This window comes from Sphingomonas sp. (genome assembly GCF_042096255.1).
In the GTDB taxonomy this organism is placed as follows: Bacteria; Pseudomonadota; Alphaproteobacteria; order Sphingomonadales; family Sphingomonadaceae; genus Sphingomonas.
Window position 1 is genome coordinate 19429 of record NZ_JBELLZ010000019.1, and the last position, 20736, is coordinate 40164.

Annotated in this window: 14 protein-coding genes; 11 read left to right on the plus strand and 3 right to left on the minus strand. The window is 65.8% G+C overall.

Translation table 11 applies throughout. The features are described from left to right. Position 1 precedes the first annotated feature (1 nt). The 5 genes from ACFDTH_RS05825 (at position 2) to ACFDTH_RS05845 (ending at position 6556) form a co-directional block, all read left to right on the plus strand. On the plus strand, positions 2–1225 hold the full coding sequence (locus ACFDTH_RS05825; protein WP_375286573.1) for a hypothetical protein: 1224 nt from the start codon (positions 2–4) through the stop codon (positions 1223–1225). 34 nt (positions 1226–1259) lie between these two features. Continuing rightward, positions 1260–1697, plus strand: coding sequence for a VOC family protein (locus ACFDTH_RS05830; RefSeq protein ID WP_375286574.1), 438 nt, complete (start codon positions 1260–1262; stop codon positions 1695–1697). 73 nt (positions 1698–1770) lie between these two features. Next, positions 1771–3858, plus strand: a complete 2088-nt coding sequence (locus tag ACFDTH_RS05835) for a PQQ-dependent dehydrogenase, methanol/ethanol family (protein ID WP_375286575.1) — start codon at positions 1771–1773, stop codon at positions 3856–3858. A 23-nt stretch (positions 3859–3881) separates the two neighbouring features. Then, positions 3882–4364 (plus strand): (2Fe-2S)-binding protein, encoded by a 483-nt coding sequence (locus tag ACFDTH_RS05840; protein ID WP_375286576.1) that lies wholly within the window; start codon positions 3882–3884, stop codon positions 4362–4364. Further along, positions 4277–6556, plus strand: coding sequence for a molybdopterin cofactor-binding domain-containing protein (locus ACFDTH_RS05845; protein WP_375286577.1), 2280 nt, complete (start codon positions 4277–4279; stop codon positions 6554–6556). Before ACFDTH_RS05840 ends, ACFDTH_RS05845 begins: the two co-directional genes overlap by 88 nt. A gap of 6 nt (positions 6557–6562) precedes the next feature. Here ACFDTH_RS05845 and ACFDTH_RS05850 read toward each other — a convergent pair whose 3' ends face one another. Both ACFDTH_RS05850 and ACFDTH_RS05855 read right to left on the minus strand, forming a co-directional pair. Continuing rightward, complete coding sequence (locus ACFDTH_RS05850) at positions 6563–6961, minus strand: hypothetical protein (RefSeq protein WP_375286578.1); 399 nt, start codon at positions 6959–6961, stop codon at positions 6563–6565. Between the two features lie 55 nt (positions 6962–7016). Further along, positions 7017–7586 (minus strand): hypothetical protein, encoded by a 570-nt coding sequence (locus ACFDTH_RS05855; protein ID WP_375286579.1) that lies wholly within the window; start codon positions 7584–7586, stop codon positions 7017–7019. A gap of 199 nt (positions 7587–7785) precedes the next feature. Here ACFDTH_RS05855 and ACFDTH_RS05860 point away from each other — a divergent pair, with 199 nt between their 5' ends. Both ACFDTH_RS05860 and ACFDTH_RS05865 read left to right on the plus strand, forming a co-directional pair. After that, on the plus strand, positions 7786–8955 hold the full coding sequence (locus tag ACFDTH_RS05860; protein ID WP_375286580.1) for a hypothetical protein: 1170 nt from the start codon (positions 7786–7788) through the stop codon (positions 8953–8955). A 418-nt stretch (positions 8956–9373) separates the two neighbouring features. Beyond that, complete coding sequence (locus ACFDTH_RS05865) at positions 9374–10072, plus strand: TetR/AcrR family transcriptional regulator (protein ID WP_375286581.1); 699 nt, start codon at positions 9374–9376, stop codon at positions 10070–10072. 90 nt (positions 10073–10162) lie between these two features. On the opposite strand, the gene ACFDTH_RS05870 is transcribed toward ACFDTH_RS05865, so the two are convergent. After that, entirely contained in the window at positions 10163–13138 is a 2976-nt protein-coding gene (locus ACFDTH_RS05870) for a TonB-dependent receptor domain-containing protein (protein ID WP_375286582.1), read from the minus strand. A 274-nt stretch (positions 13139–13412) separates the two neighbouring features. Between ACFDTH_RS05870 and galA the strand changes: the two genes are divergently transcribed. The 4 genes from galA (at position 13413) to ACFDTH_RS05890 (ending at position 20602) form a co-directional block, all read left to right on the plus strand. Then, on the plus strand, positions 13413–15878 hold the full coding sequence (gene galA / locus ACFDTH_RS05875; protein WP_375286583.1) for a beta-galactosidase GalA: 2466 nt from the start codon (positions 13413–13415) through the stop codon (positions 15876–15878). Positions 15879–15956: 78 nt separating this feature from the next. After that, complete coding sequence (locus ACFDTH_RS05880; protein WP_375286584.1) at positions 15957–18722, plus strand: TonB-dependent receptor; 2766 nt, start codon at positions 15957–15959, stop codon at positions 18720–18722. Next, the gene (locus ACFDTH_RS05885) at positions 18722–19831 is read left to right on the plus strand and encodes an arabinogalactan endo-beta-1,4-galactanase (RefSeq protein WP_375286585.1); all 1110 of its coding nucleotides are present in this window, start codon (positions 18722–18724) and stop codon (positions 19829–19831) included. The genes ACFDTH_RS05880 and ACFDTH_RS05885 overlap by 1 nt, the downstream gene beginning before the upstream one ends. 45 nt (positions 19832–19876) lie before the next feature. After that, on the plus strand, positions 19877–20602 hold the full coding sequence (locus tag ACFDTH_RS05890; RefSeq protein WP_375286586.1) for a FadR/GntR family transcriptional regulator: 726 nt from the start codon (positions 19877–19879) through the stop codon (positions 20600–20602). The last annotated feature ends 134 nt before the right edge of the window (positions 20603–20736 follow it).

Here is a 20736-nt window from a genome sequence, read left to right on the forward strand (position 1 = left end):
GATGCGCGGCGGGCGAAAGGTTCTGGCCATCGTTGCCGCAGCGGCTGCGAGCGTCGCCGGAAGCGCGCTCGCCAGGGAGGTGCCGGCTGCGCGGGCCGAAGGCTGGAGCCGCACCTACGTGGTCGAATGGTACGAGCCGGCGATGTACTATGGCGCCAAGGACGGCGTCATTAGCCCGGGCACTGACTGCCCGGCGGGTACCCATGCTTCCCCCGACTGGGTCAAGGTGCTGATGGACGCCGGCTACACCCGGAAAGAGGCGGAGTGGCTGCGCGATCCCGCCAATCCTACCCGTAGTGCGGTTCACGGCCAGCCTGCGATGGCGTTCCGCGGCAAGGACCGCCAGAACGTGTACGACTATCCGGCGACCGCAACTGAATCAGGCCTGACCCCGGTCTCGGGCACGATCGCCGAGGGTTTGGACCTTGATGATGATGCCAGCACCGGCTTCACCAGCCCGACCGGCCGCAAGGGGATCGACAACAACTTCTACAAGGCGCTCGGTTGCTGGAAGACGTATCGCGGGCCGCCGCGCATGTCTTCGGGCGCGCAAGGGCAGAACGATGGCATGCGCGAAGGTGCCTGGACAATCGTCGTCGTCGTTTCGGGCCGCGGCAAAGACCCGTTGAACGACAAGACGGTCGAAGTCGGCTTCTACCATTCCGGCGACAAGATCGTCCGGGACGGAATGGGCAATGTCGCGTCCGACTACACGTTCTCCATCAAGCCGCACTTCCGCCAGGAAGCGATCTTCCGGGGAGAGACGAGGAACGGGCGCATCATCGCGCAGGGAGTCGGCAACGTGGTGCTGCGCAACCCCGGTGCCGATCCCGAACTTCCCTTGCTTAAATCCAAACTCGAGCTGGAGATGAAGCCCGATGGTCGCCTTGTCGGCCTGATCGGCGGGTACAGACCCTGGCTGCCGGTGTACAAGGGATGGATAGCCGCGCGCGGCGCGGTGATCGAGGTGCTGACCTGGGTGCAGATGCCTGATGTCTGGTACGCGCTTCGGCGCTATGCCGACTACAGCCCGAGTGGCCCGGGTGGGGAGAAGAGCTACATCTCCTATGCGATGAGGGTGGATGCGGTTCCCGCCTATGTGATGGAGCCGAGCGGCACGACTTCGGTCGCAAAGGTAAAGAGCTATCGGGCCGAGGCGGGGGCGACGCAGCTGGCAGCGATCTCTTCGGGACAAGCGAACAGCAGCGGGGGTGGTCTTGAATAACTATGCAGCCGTCGCTTCGGCGATCACCGGAGCCATGGTTCTGATCGCTCCGGCGACGGCGCAAACCGCGGCTCCCCTGTCGGGCGACATCAAGCCGATCCGCATGTCGGGCATGGGCCTGAACGTGACGGACATCGAGCGGCAGAAGACGTTCTACACCGACGTCGTGGGATTCAAGGTGATCGCCCGCGTACCGGCCAAGGACGGTAGCGCCAAAGAGTATCTGCTGGGGCTGACCGGTTCGCTCACCACCGACACCCTGCTCGTGCTGACGGCGCAGCCGCCGGCCGCGGGGGCGACCAGCTTCGGGCGGATCGTGCTGGTCGTGCCGAGCGGCCGGCGCATGGCGGAGCGGATCGCGGCTGGGGGAGGCAAGGCGCCCAGACTGATGGATGGGACCAATCTGGTCTACGATCCCGAGGGCAACATGATCGAGCTCTATCAGCGACCTGCGCCGAAGCCGACCGGATGAGGTGCGATGCCGACGTCTCGGCCGCGAGCAGTTTCATGTCAAAGCCGCCGAGCGGCCACAATCTGAGGTTTCTATGTCACTTTCGGTCCGGGCAGCGGGGTGGGGCGCCACGGGGGCGACCGGACTGGTGCTCGCCGCCTCGATCATCGCCGCAGCACCGGTCGCCGAACCCGCCGGCGGCGACTGGACCAGCGTCGGCCGAGATCCCTGGGAGCAGCACTATAGCCCGTTGACCCAGATCAACCCGGACTCGGTCAGCAAGCTCGGCCTCGCCTGGTTTGCCGACATGGACACGGAGGCCGCGCAGGAAGCGACTCCGATCGTGATCGACGGCGTACTTTATGTCACCACCGCCTGGTCGATGGTGAAGGCGTATGATGCCGCCACCGGGGCTCCGATCTGGTCCTATGATCCCAAGGTCGATCGCAAGAAGGGGGCCGACGCCTGCTGCGACGTGGTCAACCGCGGCGTCGCTTACGCAAATGGCAAGGTGTTCCTAGGCGCGCTGGACGGTCGCCTGATCGCGCTGGACGCGAAGACCGGCAAGGAGGTCTGGTCCGAACAGACCACCGATCCCGCGTTGCCATATACCATCACTGGCGTGCCGCGCATCGCGCAGGGCAAGGTGATCATCGGCAATGGCGGCGCCGAATACCGCGTGCGCGGCTACGTGTCCGGCTATGACATCGACACGGGCAAGATGGCGTGGCGGTGGTTCGTCGTGCCCGGCGACCCGGCGCAGTCGTTCGAGCAGCCCGAGCTGAAGAAGGCAGCCAAGACCTGGAACGGCGAGTGGTGGAAGCTCGGCGGGGGCGGAACCGTCTGGGATAGCATGGCCTATGATCCGGGGCTGAACTCCCTCTATATCGGCACGGGCAACGGCACGCCGTGGAACCAGGCGCTGCGTAGCCCTGGCGGCGGCGACAATCTGTTCCTCGCCTCGGTGGTCGCGCTTGATCCCGCCACTGGCAGGTACAAGTGCCACTTCCAGGAGACGCCGGGCGAGACTTGGGACTATACCTCGGCCCAGCCGATCATCGTCGCGACGCTGAAGTACAAGTCGGGACCGCGCAAGGTGCTGCTTCACGCGCCCAAGAATGGCTTTTTCTACGTGCTGGACGCCAAGACCTGCCAGCCGGTCAGCGTTGAGAAGTTCGCGTATTCGACCTGGGCCACCGGCTGGGACAAGAAGACCAACCGACCGATCGAGAATCCTGCTGCCCGGTTTGACAAAACCGGCGAGCCGGTGATCCTGACGCCGTTCGCGCAAGGCCTGCACAACTGGCACCCGATGGCGTTCAGCCCGGTGACGGGGCTCGTCTACCTGCCGGTCACGGTATCGAATGCGGTCTACGCGCCGAAGAAGAATTTCAAGGTCAACATCAAAGGGTGGAACACCGGAACCGACTTCGCTGCCGGGCGCGACCTTTACAAACAGCCGGGAGCCCCGAAGCCGGGTGAGATCGAGAGCTACATCCTCGCATGGGATCCGGTGGCGCAGAAGGAGGTGTGGCGCGCCCCCAACGCCGTCTATGGTGCCACGGGCGTGGTCGCGACCGCCGGCAACCTGATCTTCAGCGGCAACCACGCCGGCGAGTTCGCCGCCTATGATGCGAAGACCGGCAAGCGGCTGTGGACCGCCCCGGCCGGTGCGCGGGTGGTGGCGGCCCCGGCCGCCTACGCCATCAATGGCAAGCAATACCTCGCAGTACTGGTCGGCGCACGCGGGCTGCCAAATGGGCAGCCGCGGACCAGCGCGCTGAGCGGCAACAACTCGCGTCTGCTCGTGTTCGCGCTCGGTGGTTCGGCGACACTGCCCACTCAGGTTGCCGAAGGCGCGACCGCCGCCGCCAAGGCTTTCGATCCACCGCTGTCGAGCGCGACGCCGGAAACGATCGCAGCGGGCGCGCAGGCCTATGGCGGCAACTGCGCCGCCTGCCATGGCGCGAACGGCGCGGCGGGCGAGGGGGCGATCGCTCCGGATCTGCGCTACAGCGCGCTGCTACGCGACCAAAAGCAGTGGCACCGCATCGTAATCGATGGCGAGCGGGCGGCACGCGGCATGCCCGGCTTCGGCAAGACGTTGGCCACGAAGGATTCGGACGCGATCCTCGCTTATGTCGTCAAGCGCGCCAACGACGCCAAGGCCGGCGCGCAATAAGTGTTTGAAGGGGGACGTGACCGGTGCCGATCAGCCTGAAGATCAACGGAACCCGCCGCACGGTCGAGGTCGAGCCCGAGATGCCGCTGCTGTGGGTGCTCCGCGACGAGCTGGACCTGAAAGGGTCCAAGTTCGGCTGTGGTGTCGGCATATGCGGCGCCTGCACCGTGCACGTCGATGGACAGGCGCAGCGCAGCTGCATCGTTCCGGTGGGCGAAACCGCCAACAAGTCGGTCACGACCATCGAGGGGGTGGGCAAGACCGCGCTCGGCGCCAAGGTACAGGCTGCATGGCTGGCCGAGGACGTGGTCCAATGCGGCTATTGCCAGGCCGGCCAGATCATGAGCGCCTGCGCATTGTTGAGCCAGAAGCCCAGGCCGACCGACGCCGATATCGATGAGGGGATGGCGGGCAATCTGTGCCGGTGCTGCACCTATGTGCGGATCCGCGCCGCGATCAAGCGCGCCGCGGGCGTGCCCGGCACCGACAGCAGGCCGGTCGCGTGAGCGCCGCGGGCGTTTCGCGCAGGCTGGTGCTCGCCGCGAGCGGCGTTGGCGGCGGGCTGCTGCTGGGATTTGGCGCGTCGGGCGTGGCACGCGCCGCGGCGTCGGCGACTCGGGACCCGGCGGCGCTCGGCAATTTCATCCGTATCGCGCCGGATGGCACGGTTACCATCGTCTCGAAGAACCCGGAGATCGGCCAGGGGATCAAGACCTCGCTGCCTATGCTGGTGGCCGAGGAGCTCGATTGCGACTGGAAGGACGTGCGGATCGCCGACGCAAAGCTCGACGCCAAGCTGGGAGCGCAGTTCGCCGGCGGATCGCTGGCGACGCCGCTGAATTGGGACGCGATGCGCAGGGCGGGCGCGGTCGGCCGCGCGATGCTGATCGCGGCTGCCGCCAAGAGCTGGGATGTAGCGGCCGAGGAGTGCACCACGCAGGCAGGTTACGTCCTGCATGAACCAAGCAAGCGCCGGCTGGCGTATGGCAAGCTCGCTGCCATTGCCGCGACCCTGCCGGTGCCAGATCCCAAGTCGCTGACGCTGAAGGACCCCGCCAACTACCGGATCGTCGGACGTCCGATGAAGGGCGTCGACAGTCCCAAAGTGGTGACGGGCCAGCCCTTGTTCGGGATCGACACGGTCGTGCCCGGCATGCTGCACGCGGTGTTTGTCAAATGTCCGGTCTTTGCCGGCACCGTCGCGACTGCGAACGTCGACGCGATCAAGGCGCTACCGGGAATCAAGCACTGCTTCGTCGTGGAAGGCGGGACCGATCTCTCGGGCCTGCTCGGCGGTGTAGCGATCGTCGGCGACAGCTGGTGGCGGGTCAGCCAGGCGCGCGAGAAGCTGGACGTGGCGTGGACTGAAGGCGCAGCCGCCGCTTACAGCACCGCAAGTTTCGATGCCGCCGCCAAGCAGTCCATCCGCGCCGCGGCCAAGAGTATTGCGGCCGAGGGCGATGTGGCCGCCAATCTGCAATCTGCCGCCAAACGAGTGGAGGCGGCGTACAGCTATCCCTTCCTTGCGCACGCTACGCTGGAACCACAGAATTGCACCGCTCATGTCGAAGGCGATCGCGCCAAGATCTGGGCGCCGACGCAAAATCCGGCGGCTGGCCAAGGCTTGGTCGCCAAGACATTGGGGCTGAAGCCGGAGAATATCGAGATCACCATCACCCGCATAGGCGGCGGGTTCGGACGGCGGCTTTCAAACGACTACATGGTGGAGGCGGCGTGGATCTCCAAGGTCGTCGGCGCACCGGTGAAGCTGTTGTGGAGCCGGGCCGACGATACACAACATGATTTCTACCGCCCGGCAGGCTACCATTATTTCGCCGCCGGACTTGATGCCAACGGCAAGCTGATCGCCTTCGATGACCATTTCGTCACTTTCGGCACCGGCGAAACCGATGCCAACAGCGCGGCGCTGGCACGCAGCGAGTTTCCCGCGGGCCTTGTCTCCAATCTCAGCTACTCGCGCTCGATCATCGACGCAGCGATCCCGACGGGCGCGCTACGTGCGCCCGGCAGCAACGCGCTGGCCTTCGTCTTCCAGAGCTTCATCGACGAGCTGGCGCATGCCGCGGGCAAGGACCCGGTCCAGTTCCGGCTCGAACTGCTTGGCGAGCGGCGCGTGGTCAATGGCTCGACGGCCGGCGGGGGGCCGCCCGCCAAGGGTTTCGACACGGGTCGGATGCGCGACGTGCTGGAGCTGGTGGCACAAAAGGCTGGATGGGGACGCGCGCTGCCGCCGCGGACCGGCATGGGCGTCGCCTTCTACTACAGCCACCAGGGCTATTTCGCCGAGGTGGTGCAGGCGGAGGTGAGCACGCGCGGCCGCGTGCACGTGCAGAAGGTCTGGGTGGCGGGTGACGTCGGTTCGGTGATCATCAACCCGCTGGGTGCGGAGGCGCAGGTCCAGGGGTCTGTGCTCGACGGACTGGGCCAGGCACTCGGCCAGAAGATCACGCTCGACAAAGGACGCGTGCAGCAGTCCACGTTTGACGATTTTCCGCTGCTCAGGATAGGTCAGGCCCCGCAGGTCGAGGTGCATTTCATCCGAAGCGATTTTCCGCCCACCGGGCTTGGCGAACCGGCGCTTCCGCCTGTCATTCCCGCGTTGTGCAACGCGATCTTCGCAGCCACGGGCAAGCGGGTCCGGTCGCTGCCGATCGAGCGCAAGGATCTCGCCGTCTGACCGGGATCATTGAGCGCGAGCGGAGACGATCTTCCACTCGTTGACGGTCGGCCTGGCGCCGCCCGCCCCGGGCTGGGCCAGGCAACCGAGGTCGATGGCAGCCAGTGGGGCGAGGACGTGTTCGGACCTGCTCGTGGTCACCAAGCCGGCCGCGTTGACACTCTTGCTCACCGTTACGACCATCGTGCGATCCTTGTCGGCGCTGCGGAGCCGCATGATCGTGGTCGGGCCGGGGCCAGGACACGAGCCAGCCTCTTCCGCAACGATGTCCACTTTGCCACCAACCGGATCGTGCTTCACCACGACATTCTGGCCATGGTTCTGCAGGCGCTCGTCCGGCGGGCGCCGCGCCTCGGGCGGGGTGACCGTCTGCGCCAGCGCCAGCAGGGCCGAAATCGCGATCATCTATCCCTCCTCAACGATTCCGGCTGCAACCGCGCTTCAGCGCGCATCGCGTGCGTCAGGCGCCCGCCATCTGCGGGAGGCATGCGGCCGCGGGTGGTGTGGCGGGCAGCGTCGTCAGATTGATGGGCTTGATCGCATAGCTGACCGACGAGATCGGCGCGGTGGCGGACCACACCCCATCCTTCATCCACAGATCGAACTTCAGTACGACATTGCGAAGGACCGTGTTGCCCCGGTCCAGCGTCAGATTGTCATCGCGGACCGTAACCGTGTCGCCCGTTTCCCACGCGCTCCACTTGGGCGTGCCGGACCCCCGAGTCGCCCAGCGCCAGCGGTCCGCAGTAGCGAGCGCGATCCCGCGAAATTCATAACCCACTTCCTTCGCGGCGGGGGGGATGCGCATCGACACGAGCGTGAACTTCGGCCGATCAAGCTCGATCATCAGTCGTTCGTTGACCGTCTGGAGCGCGGACCCCTCGCAAGCGCTGAGTGCCTTGTTCCAGAGCTTCTGCGCCAGCTTCTGGGCCTCGATCTTGCGCTCGGGCGCGGCCGCGGGGGCGGTGGGATCGAAATAGCTGAACAGCTTCTGCTGCTTTTCCTTTTCCTGCGCCGCAGCCGGCACCATGCCGGCGAGGAGAACGGACCATCCGGCGATTCCGGACGTGACGATCGATCGGATCACGTTTGCGCTCTCCCTTCTTTATCGTATCGGGTTGACCGACTAGTTGTGCAAGAGTTAACTCGGCTCAACTTGAATCACAAGGCGAGAATGCGGCCACTACAGGGCTTATGTGAGGGTAGCGGCGACAACAAGGGAGAGAGGCATGATGCGGCGGTTCGGCTCGGTGAGTGCGACTCTATTTTTGTTGCTGTCAACAGAGGCCCAGGCGGAACCCTGGGTGCGCACCTATGTGATCGAGTGGTACGAGGCGGCCAATTTCTATGGTGCCAAGGAGGGGACCACCAAGCCCGGCAGCGACTGCCCTCAGGGCTCGATGCCGTCCCCCGATTGGGTCAAGGTGTTCGTTGAGGCCGGCTACACGGAGAAGGAGGCCAAATGGCTGCGCGATCCGGCCAACCCCACGCGAGAGCCGAACAATGGCCAGCCGATGATGGCGTTTCGCGGCATCAACCGACAGAATGTCTACGATTATCCCGAAACCACGCCAGAGTCCGGAATCCCCGCCGTGGCTGGATCAATTGCCCTAGGGTTCAACCTGGACGGGGATGTCAAAACCGGCTTCGTCAGCCCGACCGGTGAGAAAGGGATCGACCACGCGCACTACAAGGCGCTGGGCTGCCTGAAGGACATGCGTGGTCCGGCCCGTCTGTCCGAACGCGGCAAGGGCGCCAACGACAGCATGCGCGAAGGGGCGTGGACGGTTGTGATCGTCGTATCCGGACAGGGCAAAGATCCGGCGAATGATGCCAATGTCCGCGTCGGCATCTATTCCAGCGGGGACAAGATCGTGCGCGATGGCGAAGGTAACGTCGCGCAAGACTATAGCTTCCGGATCAAGCCGGATGCGAGGATGCAGGCCTTGTTCGATGGGTCGACTCGCAAGGGCGTGATTTCCGCCAAGGCCGCAAGCACGCTCTGGATGCGGGGTCCCGACAGCGCGGAGCTGAAGCTCGCCAAGGCACAGCTGCGTCTTGAGATGAAGCCGGACGGATCCTTGTCCGGGATGATCGGCGGGTATCGTCCGTGGCGTCCGATATACGAGGCGATGGTGAACGCGCGCGGTCCGGTCGTGGAGCCGCTTGGCTGGGTCCGGCTGCCCGACGTCTACTACGCCCTGCGGCGCTATGCCGACTACAGCCCGACGGGTCCCGGTGGCGAGAAGACCTACATCTCCTATAACATGCGGGTGGATGCGACCCCCGCCTATGTCGTCAACCCCGACGCGAGCGGCACGGTCAAGCAGGCGCAACTGTTCCCCCCGTCGGAAACTGACGTGGTCGCGGCCGGCAAATCGGTGGCGTCGACCTCTTAGGTTCAGGCGTGTCCATCGCCACACGAATCTCACGACCTGTGTGAACCGGCGGATCGTCGCAGGCGCCCGGACCGAGGTCGCGGACTGCGCGAAGCCAAAAGGGCGCGGCTACGCCTTGCCAGTACCGATCAGCTTCGCTTCTTGCCACAGCAAGCGATGAGCTTCGGGCCCGCATTACGCTCAGTTTCCTGGACTTTAGTCAGGAGGCTGGACCGTCGCCGCGTGCTGCCCGAGTCATGTTCGATGTGCGAACCGGCTCCGGGTCGTGCGGGCCTGTGTGGCCTGATTGTAGGCGCAATATCGGTTGCCCAGGCTGCGCCGTGCGAAGCGGGGTCGTAGCCTTAATTCGCAAGCATAATTGATTGTATGTGGGAGAGAGCGCTTTGTCGCACCGTCGAGCTATGCGATAGACGGTGAGATGATCGAAGCAAGCAAGCGGAAAGACGAGACTCCGCGCCGGACCCGCGTGGCGCGCCGCACCCAAGCCGAGCGCCGGGAAGAGACGAGCGGCCGCGCGATTGATGCCGCGATCAAGTGCCTGTACCGCGACGGTTATTCCGCGACGACCACGCTTTCCGTCGCCGCCGAGGCGGGGATCAGCCGTGGGGCGCTGCTCCACCACTTCCCAACCAAAGTCGATCTTATCGAGGCAGTTGCTCTGGAGGTCGTGCGTCGGTCGCAAAAGCGGCGGCGGGACTTCATTACGGCGCATCCCCGCGGGCTGCCGCGGTTTGCGGCGATCACGGAAGCGTCGTGGGAAACGCTGCAGGAGCCTGCGGCCATGACGCTTCTGGAGATCCTGATGGCGTCGCGCGGCGATGCGGAGCTGGCGGCGCGCTTGCCGGGCATCATGGGGGTGATGAGCGAGTGGCAGCAGAGCGGCATGCGCGAGATCGCCCATGATGTCGGCTTCCATGACGACGAGCGGCTCAACGCGATGAGCATGCTGCATCAAGCGGCGATGCGCGGCCTTTCCATCGAACTGCTGTTCGCCGAGGATCGTCGTACCATCGACGCTGCCTTTGAGCTGCTCCGCTGGTACAAGGAACTCTTCACCAAGGATCTGATCGCGCGGCGGAATGCAGGTGCAACGCCGGGTGACGTTGACCACGAGTGAAACGCATGGCGCTGCAGTGTCGCGTCAGAAGACGAGCTGCGACGGCCCCAACTGGGTGCCGCCGCAGCGAGGCCATCAGCTGCCGTTCGATCAATAGCGGGCGGTCAGACCAAGGAAGAAGCGGCGGCCGATGACGTCGTACGCCGAACTGGCCGTGCTGGAGGGTCCACCGAATGTCGGCGGCTGCTTGTTTGCAAGATTTGTGATGCCGGCACGCAGCTCGAACTTGTCGTTGGCCTGAAGCCGCCCGATCAGATCGAAATAGCTGACCGATGGAACACCCAGCGCGGTACCGTTGGGGACGCCGACATTGGACGAATTGTCCTGCTTGCCGATGTAGCGCCAGCGGAAGGTAAGGCCGCCCGTCTCGCCGGACAGGGACGCGCTGGTCACGTGCTTCCAGGCCGGATGGGTGGGGGAGGCGCCATCGATCTGGGCATTGCCGATCGTCCCCGCATAGTCCCTGAACGCCTCGCCCTGAAGGTTCTGGATCTTGTAATCCATGACGTACGTGATCGCCGTATCGAGCGACAGCGTTCCCACCGGGCCGACGTCGATCGCGGCGGCGGCCTGGATGTCGATACCGGCCGTCTTATAGGCGCCCAGGTTGTAAAGCGGCTCCTGAATGAGCAGCGGCAATCCGGCGGCATCGCGCTGGATCAGCGAGCAATAAAAGTTGTTTGCGTCGTAGTTCGGGTTAAGGCCGTTGAAGTTGAAGCACTGGTTGAGCGCAACCGCACTCGTGACGTAGCCGATCGCGTCCTTGAGCGAAATGTTGTAATAGTCGACCGAGAACGCGAGATTGCGAAGTACGGGGCGCACGAACTCCGGCTGGAGCACCAGCCCGACCGTGTAGCTATCTGCCGTCTCCTCTTTGAGATTGACGTTGCCGGACCGCTGCGCCGCAGTGGTGTTGCTGCTGTAGGTATAGCTGGAGACGATGGCCTCAGGAACGCCGGTCGCCACGCACAGGGCCGCGACCTTGGCCGGATCGACACCTGCCACCCGCCCGTTTCGGGCATAGCCGGTCGAGTCGCAGGGATCTCCTTGCCCGGTGTTCGGGAGCCCGATCGAGGCGGCTGCCCCGCTGATCGGCGTGAACAGGTCGCCAAGCGACGGCGCACGGATCGCGCGCGAATAGCCGCCGCGAACGCTCATTCCGCGTGTTGGGGACCAGTTGCCGCTCGCCTTGTAGGTGTGGGCGCCGCCGATGGTGGAATAGTCCGAATAGCGGTAGGCCAGGCTGAGATCGAGATTGTGGATCAGCAGCACGTCCTTCAGCAGCGGAAGCGCCAGCTCGGCATAGACTTCCTTGACGTTGAAGGCGCCGCGCGCGGACGCAGTGCCCAGCGTTCCCGCCGCATCCGGAACCGTGAACTTGCCCGGTATTGCGGTCGGCGAGCTGGTGTACAGGGGATCGATATCCGCGCGGTAGCTGTTGCGGCGGTATTCCGCGCCAACCGCGAAGCCGAGGTCACCACCGGGCAGTGGGAACAGATTGCCGGTGAGATTGCCCTGCACCACGGTTTGCCTGAAGCGATAGCGGTTGATCGGTTCCAGCGTCAGATAGTCGCTGCAGTCCTGTGACACCGGCGTGAAGCCAAACGGGTCGAATCCGCCCGCGCATGCGCCTGCGCCACCGTCTGGCAATCCGTTCGCGCCGACGCCGTTGAGCACGCGATCGAGGCGCGATCGGCTGACGCTTCCGAACACGAGGTCCTTTTCGCGAGTTTCGCCGTAGCTGGCATAGACGTCGTACCTCAGCGACGGCCCGATATCGCCCTTGAGGCCGACCAGTCCCTGGCCGACGTCATATTCCTGCCTGGCTCGCAGCGGCGAGATCCGCGCCGTATCGAAATAGTAGATCAACGAACCGTTGGGATTGGGCCGGGAGTTCAGGGCGGTGCGCAGATCGGGATATTGATCGATGAAGGGGTTGTCCGCCCGGATCCGGATCACCGGGGCGACGATCGTCTGCTGGACGCCATAAGGGCTTGTCACGTCGACCGAGTAGGTCGTGTACATCGCCTGTCCGTAGAGCGTCGCCGCGTCGGAGAAGTCGAATTCGCCGCGCGCGAACGCCGTGTAGCGGTCGATCGGTGCCTGGAGCGTCACCTCTCCCGGAAGGAGCTGAGTCACGGTGTTGGACGGGGTAATGGCATATCCCGATCTCGCGTCGGGCCGGAGATTGCTGCCCCCGTTGTAGCCGACCAGCGTGCCATCGGCATTCAGCAGCAGGCTGCTCGCCGCCGGCGGAACGGGCGTTCCATAGACGTTGGTGAACAGGTTGCGATAGGCGGCGACGGACTCCGCTGAGCCTGCCCCGAAGCGGTTCGCACCGTCAAGGACATACAGGCCGGTGGTCGGCACCGGCGTGCCGGTCACATCGTCGAAGAACCGTCGCGATTCGCGATCGGCGGTGCTGCGCCCGAGGTACGAGCCGGACAAGAACAGTCTGCCGCGTTTGTCGGCGAAATCCGTGCCATAGGCCAGCGAGACGCTCTGGCTGCCGCCATCGCCTTCTTGCGTCACCCCGAAGTCCGCCTGCAACTCCAGGCCGCGGAAACGATTGTTGAACAGGAAGTTCACCACGCCCGCGACCGCATCCGATCCATAGACCGCCGACGCACCGCCGGTGATCACCTCGACGTTGGACAGCAATGCAGGCGACAGCGTGTTGAGATCGATCGTGCCCTGCACGTCGGATGGCTGCAGCCGGCGCCCGTCGAACAGGATCAGCGTACGTGACGGCCCCAATCCGCGCAGGTTGGCGCTGGACCGTGCGCCACCCGCGGCGCCGCCATAGGTGTTGAGCGTGCCACTCTGGGAATTCAGCGAGGCCTGGAACTGCGGCAATGCATTCAGCGCCTGCTCGACGGTGGTCGGACCGGTATCCTGGACGAAATCCTGATTGATCGTCGTTATGGGGCTTTCGGCGATGAAGTCCCGCCGCGCGATACGCGACCCGGTGACAACAACCTCGCCGCTTTCCTGAACTGCGTCAGGCGCCGGTGTCGGTGATACCGATGCTTCCTGGGCGGCGGCGGGTACGGCGAGGCCAGCCATGCAGGCCCCAAGCAACAAGCGACTGCGCAGTCCCGTCATGGCGGTAAACCTCTCCCTGTTGGCGATGCTGCTCGCCTTTCACCGGCCTCTTCGGGCCGCGCTTCAAGGGTGAAAGCAGATCAACCGACGGTCAAGCTTGTTTTTATGTTGGCCGAACTTGGATGCGCTGCAGCGACAGGCCTGGCGCGGATTCACAAGGGGATTCTCTGCCGCGTTGCCGCTGGCGCATGATGCTGCCACAAGTCTGATCACATTTGTATGATCAGGAGAGTATATGCACCCGTCTCGTCGCGTGGTTCTGGGCTCCGGGGCGGCGCTGATGGGCGCCGCGGCGTTGGGTGGTCCGGCGGAGGCTGCGGCCGCGGAGGCGCCGGTCCGCAGCGTCGAGCGACTGGCCGACTGGCGCTTCCACTTGGGCCACGCCGCCGATCCCGAGCGCGACTTCGGTTGGGGGCGCCATCAGCGCACATTCGCCAAGGCGGGCGCCGCCACCGCCGACGCCGCGCAGCCGGCCTATGACGACCGGCACTGGCGCCAAGTGGTGGTGCCGCACGATTGGGCCGTGGAACTGCCCTTCGCCCGCCCCGCGCTGCCCGCGCTCAAGGACATGGAGGACATGGCTGCGGCGCACGGTTTCAAGGCAATCGGGCGCGGCTTTCCGGAGAACAGCGTTGGCTGGTACCGCTGCCCGATCGCAGTGACCGCGGCGGACCGCGATCGCGTGCTGTGGCTGGAGTTCGACGGGGTGTTCCGTGCCGCCACCGTGTTCATCAACGGCTATGTCGTCGCCACCAGCGAGAGTGGGTATGCGCCGTTTCGCGCCGAGATCGGCGACTTCCTGGACTATGACGGCGGCCCCAATGTCGTGGTCGTGCGGGCGGATGCATCCTTGGGCGAGGGGTGGTTCTACGAGGGCGCAGGCATTTATCGCCACGTCGACCTGGTCCGGGCGTCGGGCGTGCACGTGCCGCAATGGGGCGAGGTAGTGCGCAGCGACGTGGAAGAGGGCGGCGCGCGGGTGCGGGTAACCACCGAGGTGCGCAATGCCGGCACCGCGGCCGCGCAGGTGATGGTCCGCCGGCGCGTGTTGGACGGCGAAGGGCGCGAGGTCACCGCGCTTCCCGACCAGCCGGTCTCCGTCGCGCCCGGTGCGACGATTGAGGCGGCAGGCGAGACGCTGCTGCGCGCGCCCGCCTTGTGGGCGCCGGACACGCCCAACCTGTACCGGGTCGCGACCGAGCTGCTGGTCGGCGGCGCAGTGACTGATCAGGTGGAGACCCGCTTCGGCGTGCGCGCAATCCGCTTCGACGCAGCGCGGGGCTTCCTGCTCAATGGCCGCTCGGTCAAGCTGCTGGGCACCTGCAACCACCAGGACCATGCCGGCGTCGGCACCGGCATCCCCGATGCGCTCCACGCCTGGCGGATCGACCAGCTCAAGGAAATGGGCTCCAACGCCTGGCGGAGCGCCCACAATCCGCCGGCCGCCGCCTTCCTGGACCTGTGCGACGCGAAGGGCATGATGGTGATCTGCGAGACGCGCCGTAACAGCACCGATCCGGTCGCCACGAACGAGCTCGAGCGCATGATTCGCCGCGACCGCAACCATCCGAGCGTGATCCTCTGGTCTCTGGGCAACGAGGAGCCGCATCAGGGCACCGAGCGGGGGGCGCGGATCACCCGCGCGCTCCAGGCGCGGGTGCGCGAACTCGATCCCACCCGCGCGACGACCTTCGCGCTTGACAACAGCTGGGACAAGGGCGTCGGTCGCGTCGTCGACGTGGTCGGTTTCAACTACCGCACCGACCAGATCGAGGCGTTCCACACAACGCACCCGGAGGTGCCGGTATACGGCTCCGAGACGGGCAGCACCGTCTCCACCCGCGGCGCCTACGCGACCGACACGGCCGCGCACGTGGTGCGCGCCTATGACACCGAGCATCCCTGGTGGGCATCGACCGCAGAGGCATGGTGGACGATCGCGGCGGAGCGGTCCTACATCGCCGGCGGGTTCATCTGGACCGGCTTTGATTACCGCGGCGAGCCGACGCCCTATCCCGAGTTTCCCAGCATCTCGAGCTACTTCGGCGTGCTCGACACCTGCGGCTTCCCCAAGGACAATTACCATTATTATCGCGCCTGGTGGCGGCCGGACGTGCCGCAGGTCCACCTGTTGCCGCACTGGACGTGGCTGGGGCGCGAGGGCGAGCCGGTCGAGGTGTGGGTCCACGGCAATTGCGCGGAGGTCGAGCTGCTGCTCAACGGCCGCTCGCTGGGGCGCAAGCCGATGCCGCGCAACCGCCATCTCGCCTGGAGCGTGCCCTATGCGCCGGGCAGGCTGGAGGCGCGCGGCTATGACAACGGCCGGGTAACCGCGCGCGACCTGCGCGAAACCGCGGGTGCGGCCGCGGCGCTGCGGCTTTCCAGCGACCGGCGGATGCTGCGCGCGAGCGGGGGCGACGTGGCGATCCTGCGCGCGGAGGTGGTGGATGCGCGCGGGCGCCCGGTGCCCGATGGCGCCGACCTGATCCGCTTCAGCGTATCAGGTCCCGCTGACGTGATCGGCGTCGGAAATGGCGATCCGACCAGCCTGGAGCCGGACCATGCCAGGGAGCGCCGCGCGTTCCACGGCCTTGCCCAAGCGCTCGTCCGTACCCGGCGGCGGGCCGGCCCGATCACCGTCAGTGCCGAGGCGCCCGATCTGACATCGGCGCAGATGCGGTTGATCTCGGCGCCGGATTGACGGACTACAAAGTCGCATTTATCAGACAAGTGCGATGAAGCTCCCGCCGAGGAGCGTCGCAGGGATGGAGGGGGTAGCGTGAAGACACGGGCGATGTTGCTGGCGGCCGCGAGCCTGGCACTGCCGGGGATGGCTTGGGCGCAGGCGGACAATCCGGCGAGCAGCCAAGGTGGCGAAACCAGCGCGGTGCAGCCCGGGAATGACACCGCTCAGGCGCCCGCGCCGGATCAGGAGGCTGCGCCCGAGGACATCAGCGGCGACATCGTCGTCACCGGCTTCCGCCAGTCGCTGCGCACCTCCATCAACCAGAAGCGCAATGCCGATCGCGTCGTCGAGTCGCTCGCTGCCGAGGACATCGGCAAGTTGCCCGAGGCAAGCATCGCCGAGTCGCTCGCCCGCTTGCCCGGCCTCGCTACCAATCGTGATCGCGGCAACGGTACGCAGATCTCGATCCGTGGCCTCGGCCCCAACCTCGTCAACACGCTGCTCAACGGCCGCGAGATCGTCTCCGCCGAGGCGAGCCGCAACGTCCGCTACGAGCAATATCCGGCCGAGCTGATCAACGGCGCGTCGGTGTTCAAGTCGCCCACCGCATCGCAGGTGGAAGGCGCGATCGCCGGGCAGGTGGACCTGCGCACGCTCAAGCCGCTCGACTTCACCGACACGCGCGTGGTGCTCAACGCCCGCGCGATCTACAGCGACCTTGCCGAGGACGTGCAGGACACCGCACCCTGGGGCTGGATCGGCAGCGCCTCGCTGGTGACCCAGCTGCTCGACGATACCCTGGGCCTGGCGGTCGGCTATTCGGGGCGGCGCCAGTCGGTCGCCACCGTGCGGACCAACATCTTTCGCTACACCAACAGCTTCGCCGACCTTGATGGCGACGGGCTGGGCGATGACAACATCCCGTTCGGCTTCGAGGGACTGGCGCGCGGCGGCGACGACATCCGCCACGGTGCGCTCGCCGCGGTGCAGTGGCGGCCGAGCTCCACCTTCGAGGTCAACGGCGACTTCTTCTACAGCCACGTCAAGTTCGACGAGACCCAGCGCGGCTTTCGCGTCGAGAACCTGCCGTTCGGCAACACGCTGAGCGGCGGGCAGGGCATCACCATCGACCGGGACGGCACGTCGCAGGGCTATATCACCGGCATCACCACGCAGAATGCCGGCACCGATTTCGGCCAGGTGGTGCGCGGGGTGAACGAGCTGTTCTTCTTCAAGGACGACCTGTACGCCGGCGGCCTCAACGCCACCTGGCGTCCAGAGGGTTGGGTGATCTCCGCCGATGGTGGCTATTCCACCACCCGCCGCGACCAGCAGTTCCTGACCCTGCGCACCGAGCCGTTCGGGGTGGTGCCGACCACCAGCTTCGTCTCGGGCAACGACAGCGTGCCGCGCTTCTCGGTCGATGCGGACTTCGCCGATCCCAGCGTGTTCCGGATCGCCGATTTCCAGATCCCGGAGAACGGCGGCGGCGCGCCGATCATCAACGACGAGCTGCTGACCGTGAGCGGCGACGTCCAGCGCGAGATCGGCCAGGGCCCGCTCGCCGCCATCCGCTTCGGCGCGCGTTACACCGACCGCACCAAGGACTATACCCAGCGCACCCAGTTCGGCTTCCTCGATCCCGCTACGCGGGTGTCGACGCCGACGTCGCTGCTCAACGATCCCTATGAGTTCCAGGGTAAGTATTCGGGGCTGCCCTCCGTTCAGTCGATCGACATCCTGAAGGCGGTGGAAACGCTGTTCGGCCCGATTGCGCCCTTCACCTCAGACTTCGACCGCCGGTCGAGCTGGGAAGTAAGCGAGACGACGCTGGCGGGCTATGGCCAGGTCGATCTCGACGGCCGGCTGTTTGGGATGGATTTCACCGGCAACATCGGTCTGCGCGTGGTCAACACCGAGACGCTGTCGCGGAGCGAGCTGGTCGAGCAGACCCAGCAGCCCGACGGCTCGGTTACGCTGGACATCACCCCGGTGGCGGTGCGCAACGAGTTCACCGACTGGCTGCCCAACCTCAATCTCACCTTCAAGCCGACGGACAAGCTCCAGGTCCGGCTGGGCGCGAGCAAGGCGATCGCGCGCTCGCCGCTCGACGACCTCAACGCGGGCTTCGGCGTGTTCACCTTCGGCGCGCCGAGCGCATTCGGCGGCAACCCGCTGCTGGAGCCGTTCCGCGCCAACCAGCTCGACGCCACGGTGGAATGGTATTTCGACCGCGACAGCGCGCTGACCATTTCGGGCTTCTACAAGGATCTTGACACCTTCATCGTCCAGCAGGTGACCAGCATCGTGGTGCCCGATCCCGCCGGCGGGCCGGACCTGGAGGGCACGTTCCGCCAGCCGGTCAACGGCCGCGGCGGGACGATCAAGGGCTTCGAGGTGCTGTTCCAGAAGGCGTTTACCTTCCTGCCCGCGCCGTTCGACGGCCTGGGCGTGTACCTCAACTACAGCTACACCGACAGCGACATCTCCGTGGAGGAGAATGACAATGCGCTGGGCGCCATCCAGCTGCCCGGCCTGTCGAAGCACGTCGGCAATGCGACGCTCTATTATAGCAAAAGCGGGTTCGAGGCGCGCGTCGCCTTCCGCTACCGCTCGGAATACGCGACCGAGCTGGGCGACACCGACCGCATCCTGTTCACCGCGCCCGAGAGCGTGCTCGACTTCCAGACCAGCTACGAATTCGGCAAGGACTCGCCGCTCGCCGGGGTGCGTCTGCTCGCGCAGGCCAACAACCTGACCGACGAGCCGTTCGAAACCTATTATGGTGATCGCCGGCTCCAAGGCCGCTACGAGCGGTTCGGACGGCGCTTCCTGTTCGGCGTGGGGTACCAGTTCTGATGCGCGCCGCGCTTACGCTCGCTGCCTTGCTTCTTCCCGCCACGGCGCTGGCGGGGGCGCCCGTGCCGCGACCGGCGAACGGGCTGTGGCTCGGCGCCGATCTGTCCTACGTCAACGAGATGGAGGATTGCGGCGCAATATATCGCGCCGCCGGCAAGCCGGTCGATCCGTTCGCCTTGCTCGCGCAGAAGGGCGGGAACATCGTGCGTGTGCGCATCTGGAACGATGCGAAGTGGACCAAGTACAGCGACCTCGCCGACGTAACGAGAACGATCCGCCGCGCCAAAGCGGCGGGGATGCAGGTGCTGCTCGACTTCCATTACTCGGACGATTGGGCGGACGGCGAGAAGCAGATCGCGCCTGCCGCCTGGGCGAAGCTCGACACCGCCGCGCAGGCGAAGGCGCTGCACGATTACACGCTGGACGTGCTGCGCCGGCTCGACGCTGAAGGGCTGATGCCCGAGATGGTGCAGGTGGGCAACGAGACCAATCCGGAGCTGATGGGCGGGGTCAAGGAACGGCCGATCAACTGGCAGCGCAACGCGCTGCTGCTTAATGCCGGGCTGAAGGCGGTGCGCGAAGCGGGGCAGGCGGCGAAGATCGCGCCGAGAATCATGCTCCACATCGCCCAGCCCGAGAATGCCGAGCCGTGGTTTGCCGCCGCCAAGCAGGCGGGGCTCACCGATTATGACGTGATCGGCCTCAGCTATTACAAGAAATGGTCGACCCGCTCGATGGCGCAGCTGGGCGAGGCGATCGCGCGGCTCAAGGCGACGTACGGCAAGGACGTGGTGGTGGTGGAGACCGCCTATCCCTTCACCAACGACAATGCGGACAAAGCGCCCAACCTGCTCGGCCCGGACACTTTGGTCGACGGCTATCCGGCGACGCCGGAGGGGCAGCGCAAGTATCTGATCGATCTCACCCAGACGGTGGTCGACAGCGGTGGCGTGGGACTGGTCTATTGGGAGCCCAACTGGGTTTCAACCAAGTGCCGCACGCGCTGGGGCCAGGGATCGAACTGGGAGAATGCCGCCTGGTTCGATTTTCGGGGAGAGGCGCTGCCCGCCTTCGACTTCCTGTCGCGGCGATATGTGCGCCGACCCTGACAGGCGTGACGTGACAGGCGCGGCGGCTTTGGACACAAGGGTGCGATGAGCGGATCCCTGGAGCTTGGCGAACCCGTGCCGCGCGATCGCATCGGGCGCAATCTCACGCACGGCATGCTCGACCTGCTCGGCAAGGCGATCGTCACCGGGCATTACCAGGACCGGCCGTTCCCGACCGAGGCGGAGATCGCGCGCGCGCATGGCGTGAGCCGCTCGGTCACGCGGGAGGCGGTCAAAATGCTGACCGCCAAGGGCCTGGTCAGCGCACGGCCGCGCCAGGGCACGGTGGTGGAGCCCTCCGCCAGCTGGAACCTGTTCGACACGGACGTGCTGCGCTGGTTGCTCGAACGCAAGTTCTCGGTCGACCTGCTGCGCCAGTTCAACCAGCTGCGGTTCGCGATCGAGCCCGAGGCGGCGGCGCTGGCCGCGGAGTTCCACGACGCGGCCAGTCTCCAGCAGATCGAGCACGGCCTGGCGCAGATGGCATCGGCCGAGCATGGGTTTGCCGACACCCTTGAGGCGGATATCGCGTTCCACGTCGCCATCCTGCGGGCCTCGAAAAATCCCTTCTATGCCCAGTTCGAAGCGGTGGTGGCGACGGCGCTTCACACTTCCATCGGCTTCACCAACCGGATCAAGGGCCATACTGCCAATGTTCCGGATCATGCCGCAGTCCTGACCGCGATCAAGGCACGTGATCCCTTTCAGGCAAGGCTGGCCATGCAGAAGATTGTCGGTGATGTTCTTCAGCTCATCCGGGCAAATTGCTGAAGCATGATTCGCGCCTGACCGCTTGCGAATGGCCGGGTCCGGTCATGGTGACCACGCCGATCGTGTCGGGCTAGCCACCGAATGTGCCGGCCAGCACACGCCACCGCGCCGACGCGTGTAGCCGATCAGCGCCT

Coding starts and splice junctions, on each gene's coding strand:
- ACFDTH_RS05860 (WP_375286580.1), top strand. CDS start 7,786: ATGATGCGGCGGTTCGGCTCGGTGAGTGCGACTCTATTTTTGTTGCTG.
- ACFDTH_RS05890 (WP_375286586.1), top strand. CDS start 19,877: ATGAGCGGATCCCTGGAGCTTGGCGAACCCGTGCCGCGCGATCGCATC.
- ACFDTH_RS05865 (WP_375286581.1), top strand. CDS start 9,374: ATGATCGAAGCAAGCAAGCGGAAAGACGAGACTCCGCGCCGGACCCGC.
- galA (WP_375286583.1), top strand. CDS start 13,413: ATGCACCCGTCTCGTCGCGTGGTTCTGGGCTCCGGGGCGGCGCTGATG.
- ACFDTH_RS05830 (WP_375286574.1), top strand. CDS start 1,260: ATGGTTCTGATCGCTCCGGCGACGGCGCAAACCGCGGCTCCCCTGTCG.
- ACFDTH_RS05825 (WP_375286573.1), top strand. CDS start 2: ATGCGCGGCGGGCGAAAGGTTCTGGCCATCGTTGCCGCAGCGGCTGCG.
- ACFDTH_RS05855 (WP_375286579.1), bottom strand. CDS start 7,586: ATGGTGCCGGCTGCGGCGCAGGAAAAGGAAAAGCAGCAGAAGCTGTTC.
- ACFDTH_RS05850 (WP_375286578.1), bottom strand. CDS start 6,961: ATGATCGCGATTTCGGCCCTGCTGGCGCTGGCGCAGACGGTCACCCCG.
- ACFDTH_RS05885 (WP_375286585.1), top strand. CDS start 18,722: ATGCGCGCCGCGCTTACGCTCGCTGCCTTGCTTCTTCCCGCCACGGCG.
- ACFDTH_RS05870 (WP_375286582.1), bottom strand. CDS start 13,138: ATGGCTGGCCTCGCCGTACCCGCCGCCGCCCAGGAAGCATCGGTATCA.
- ACFDTH_RS05835 (WP_375286575.1), top strand. CDS start 1,771: ATGTCACTTTCGGTCCGGGCAGCGGGGTGGGGCGCCACGGGGGCGACC.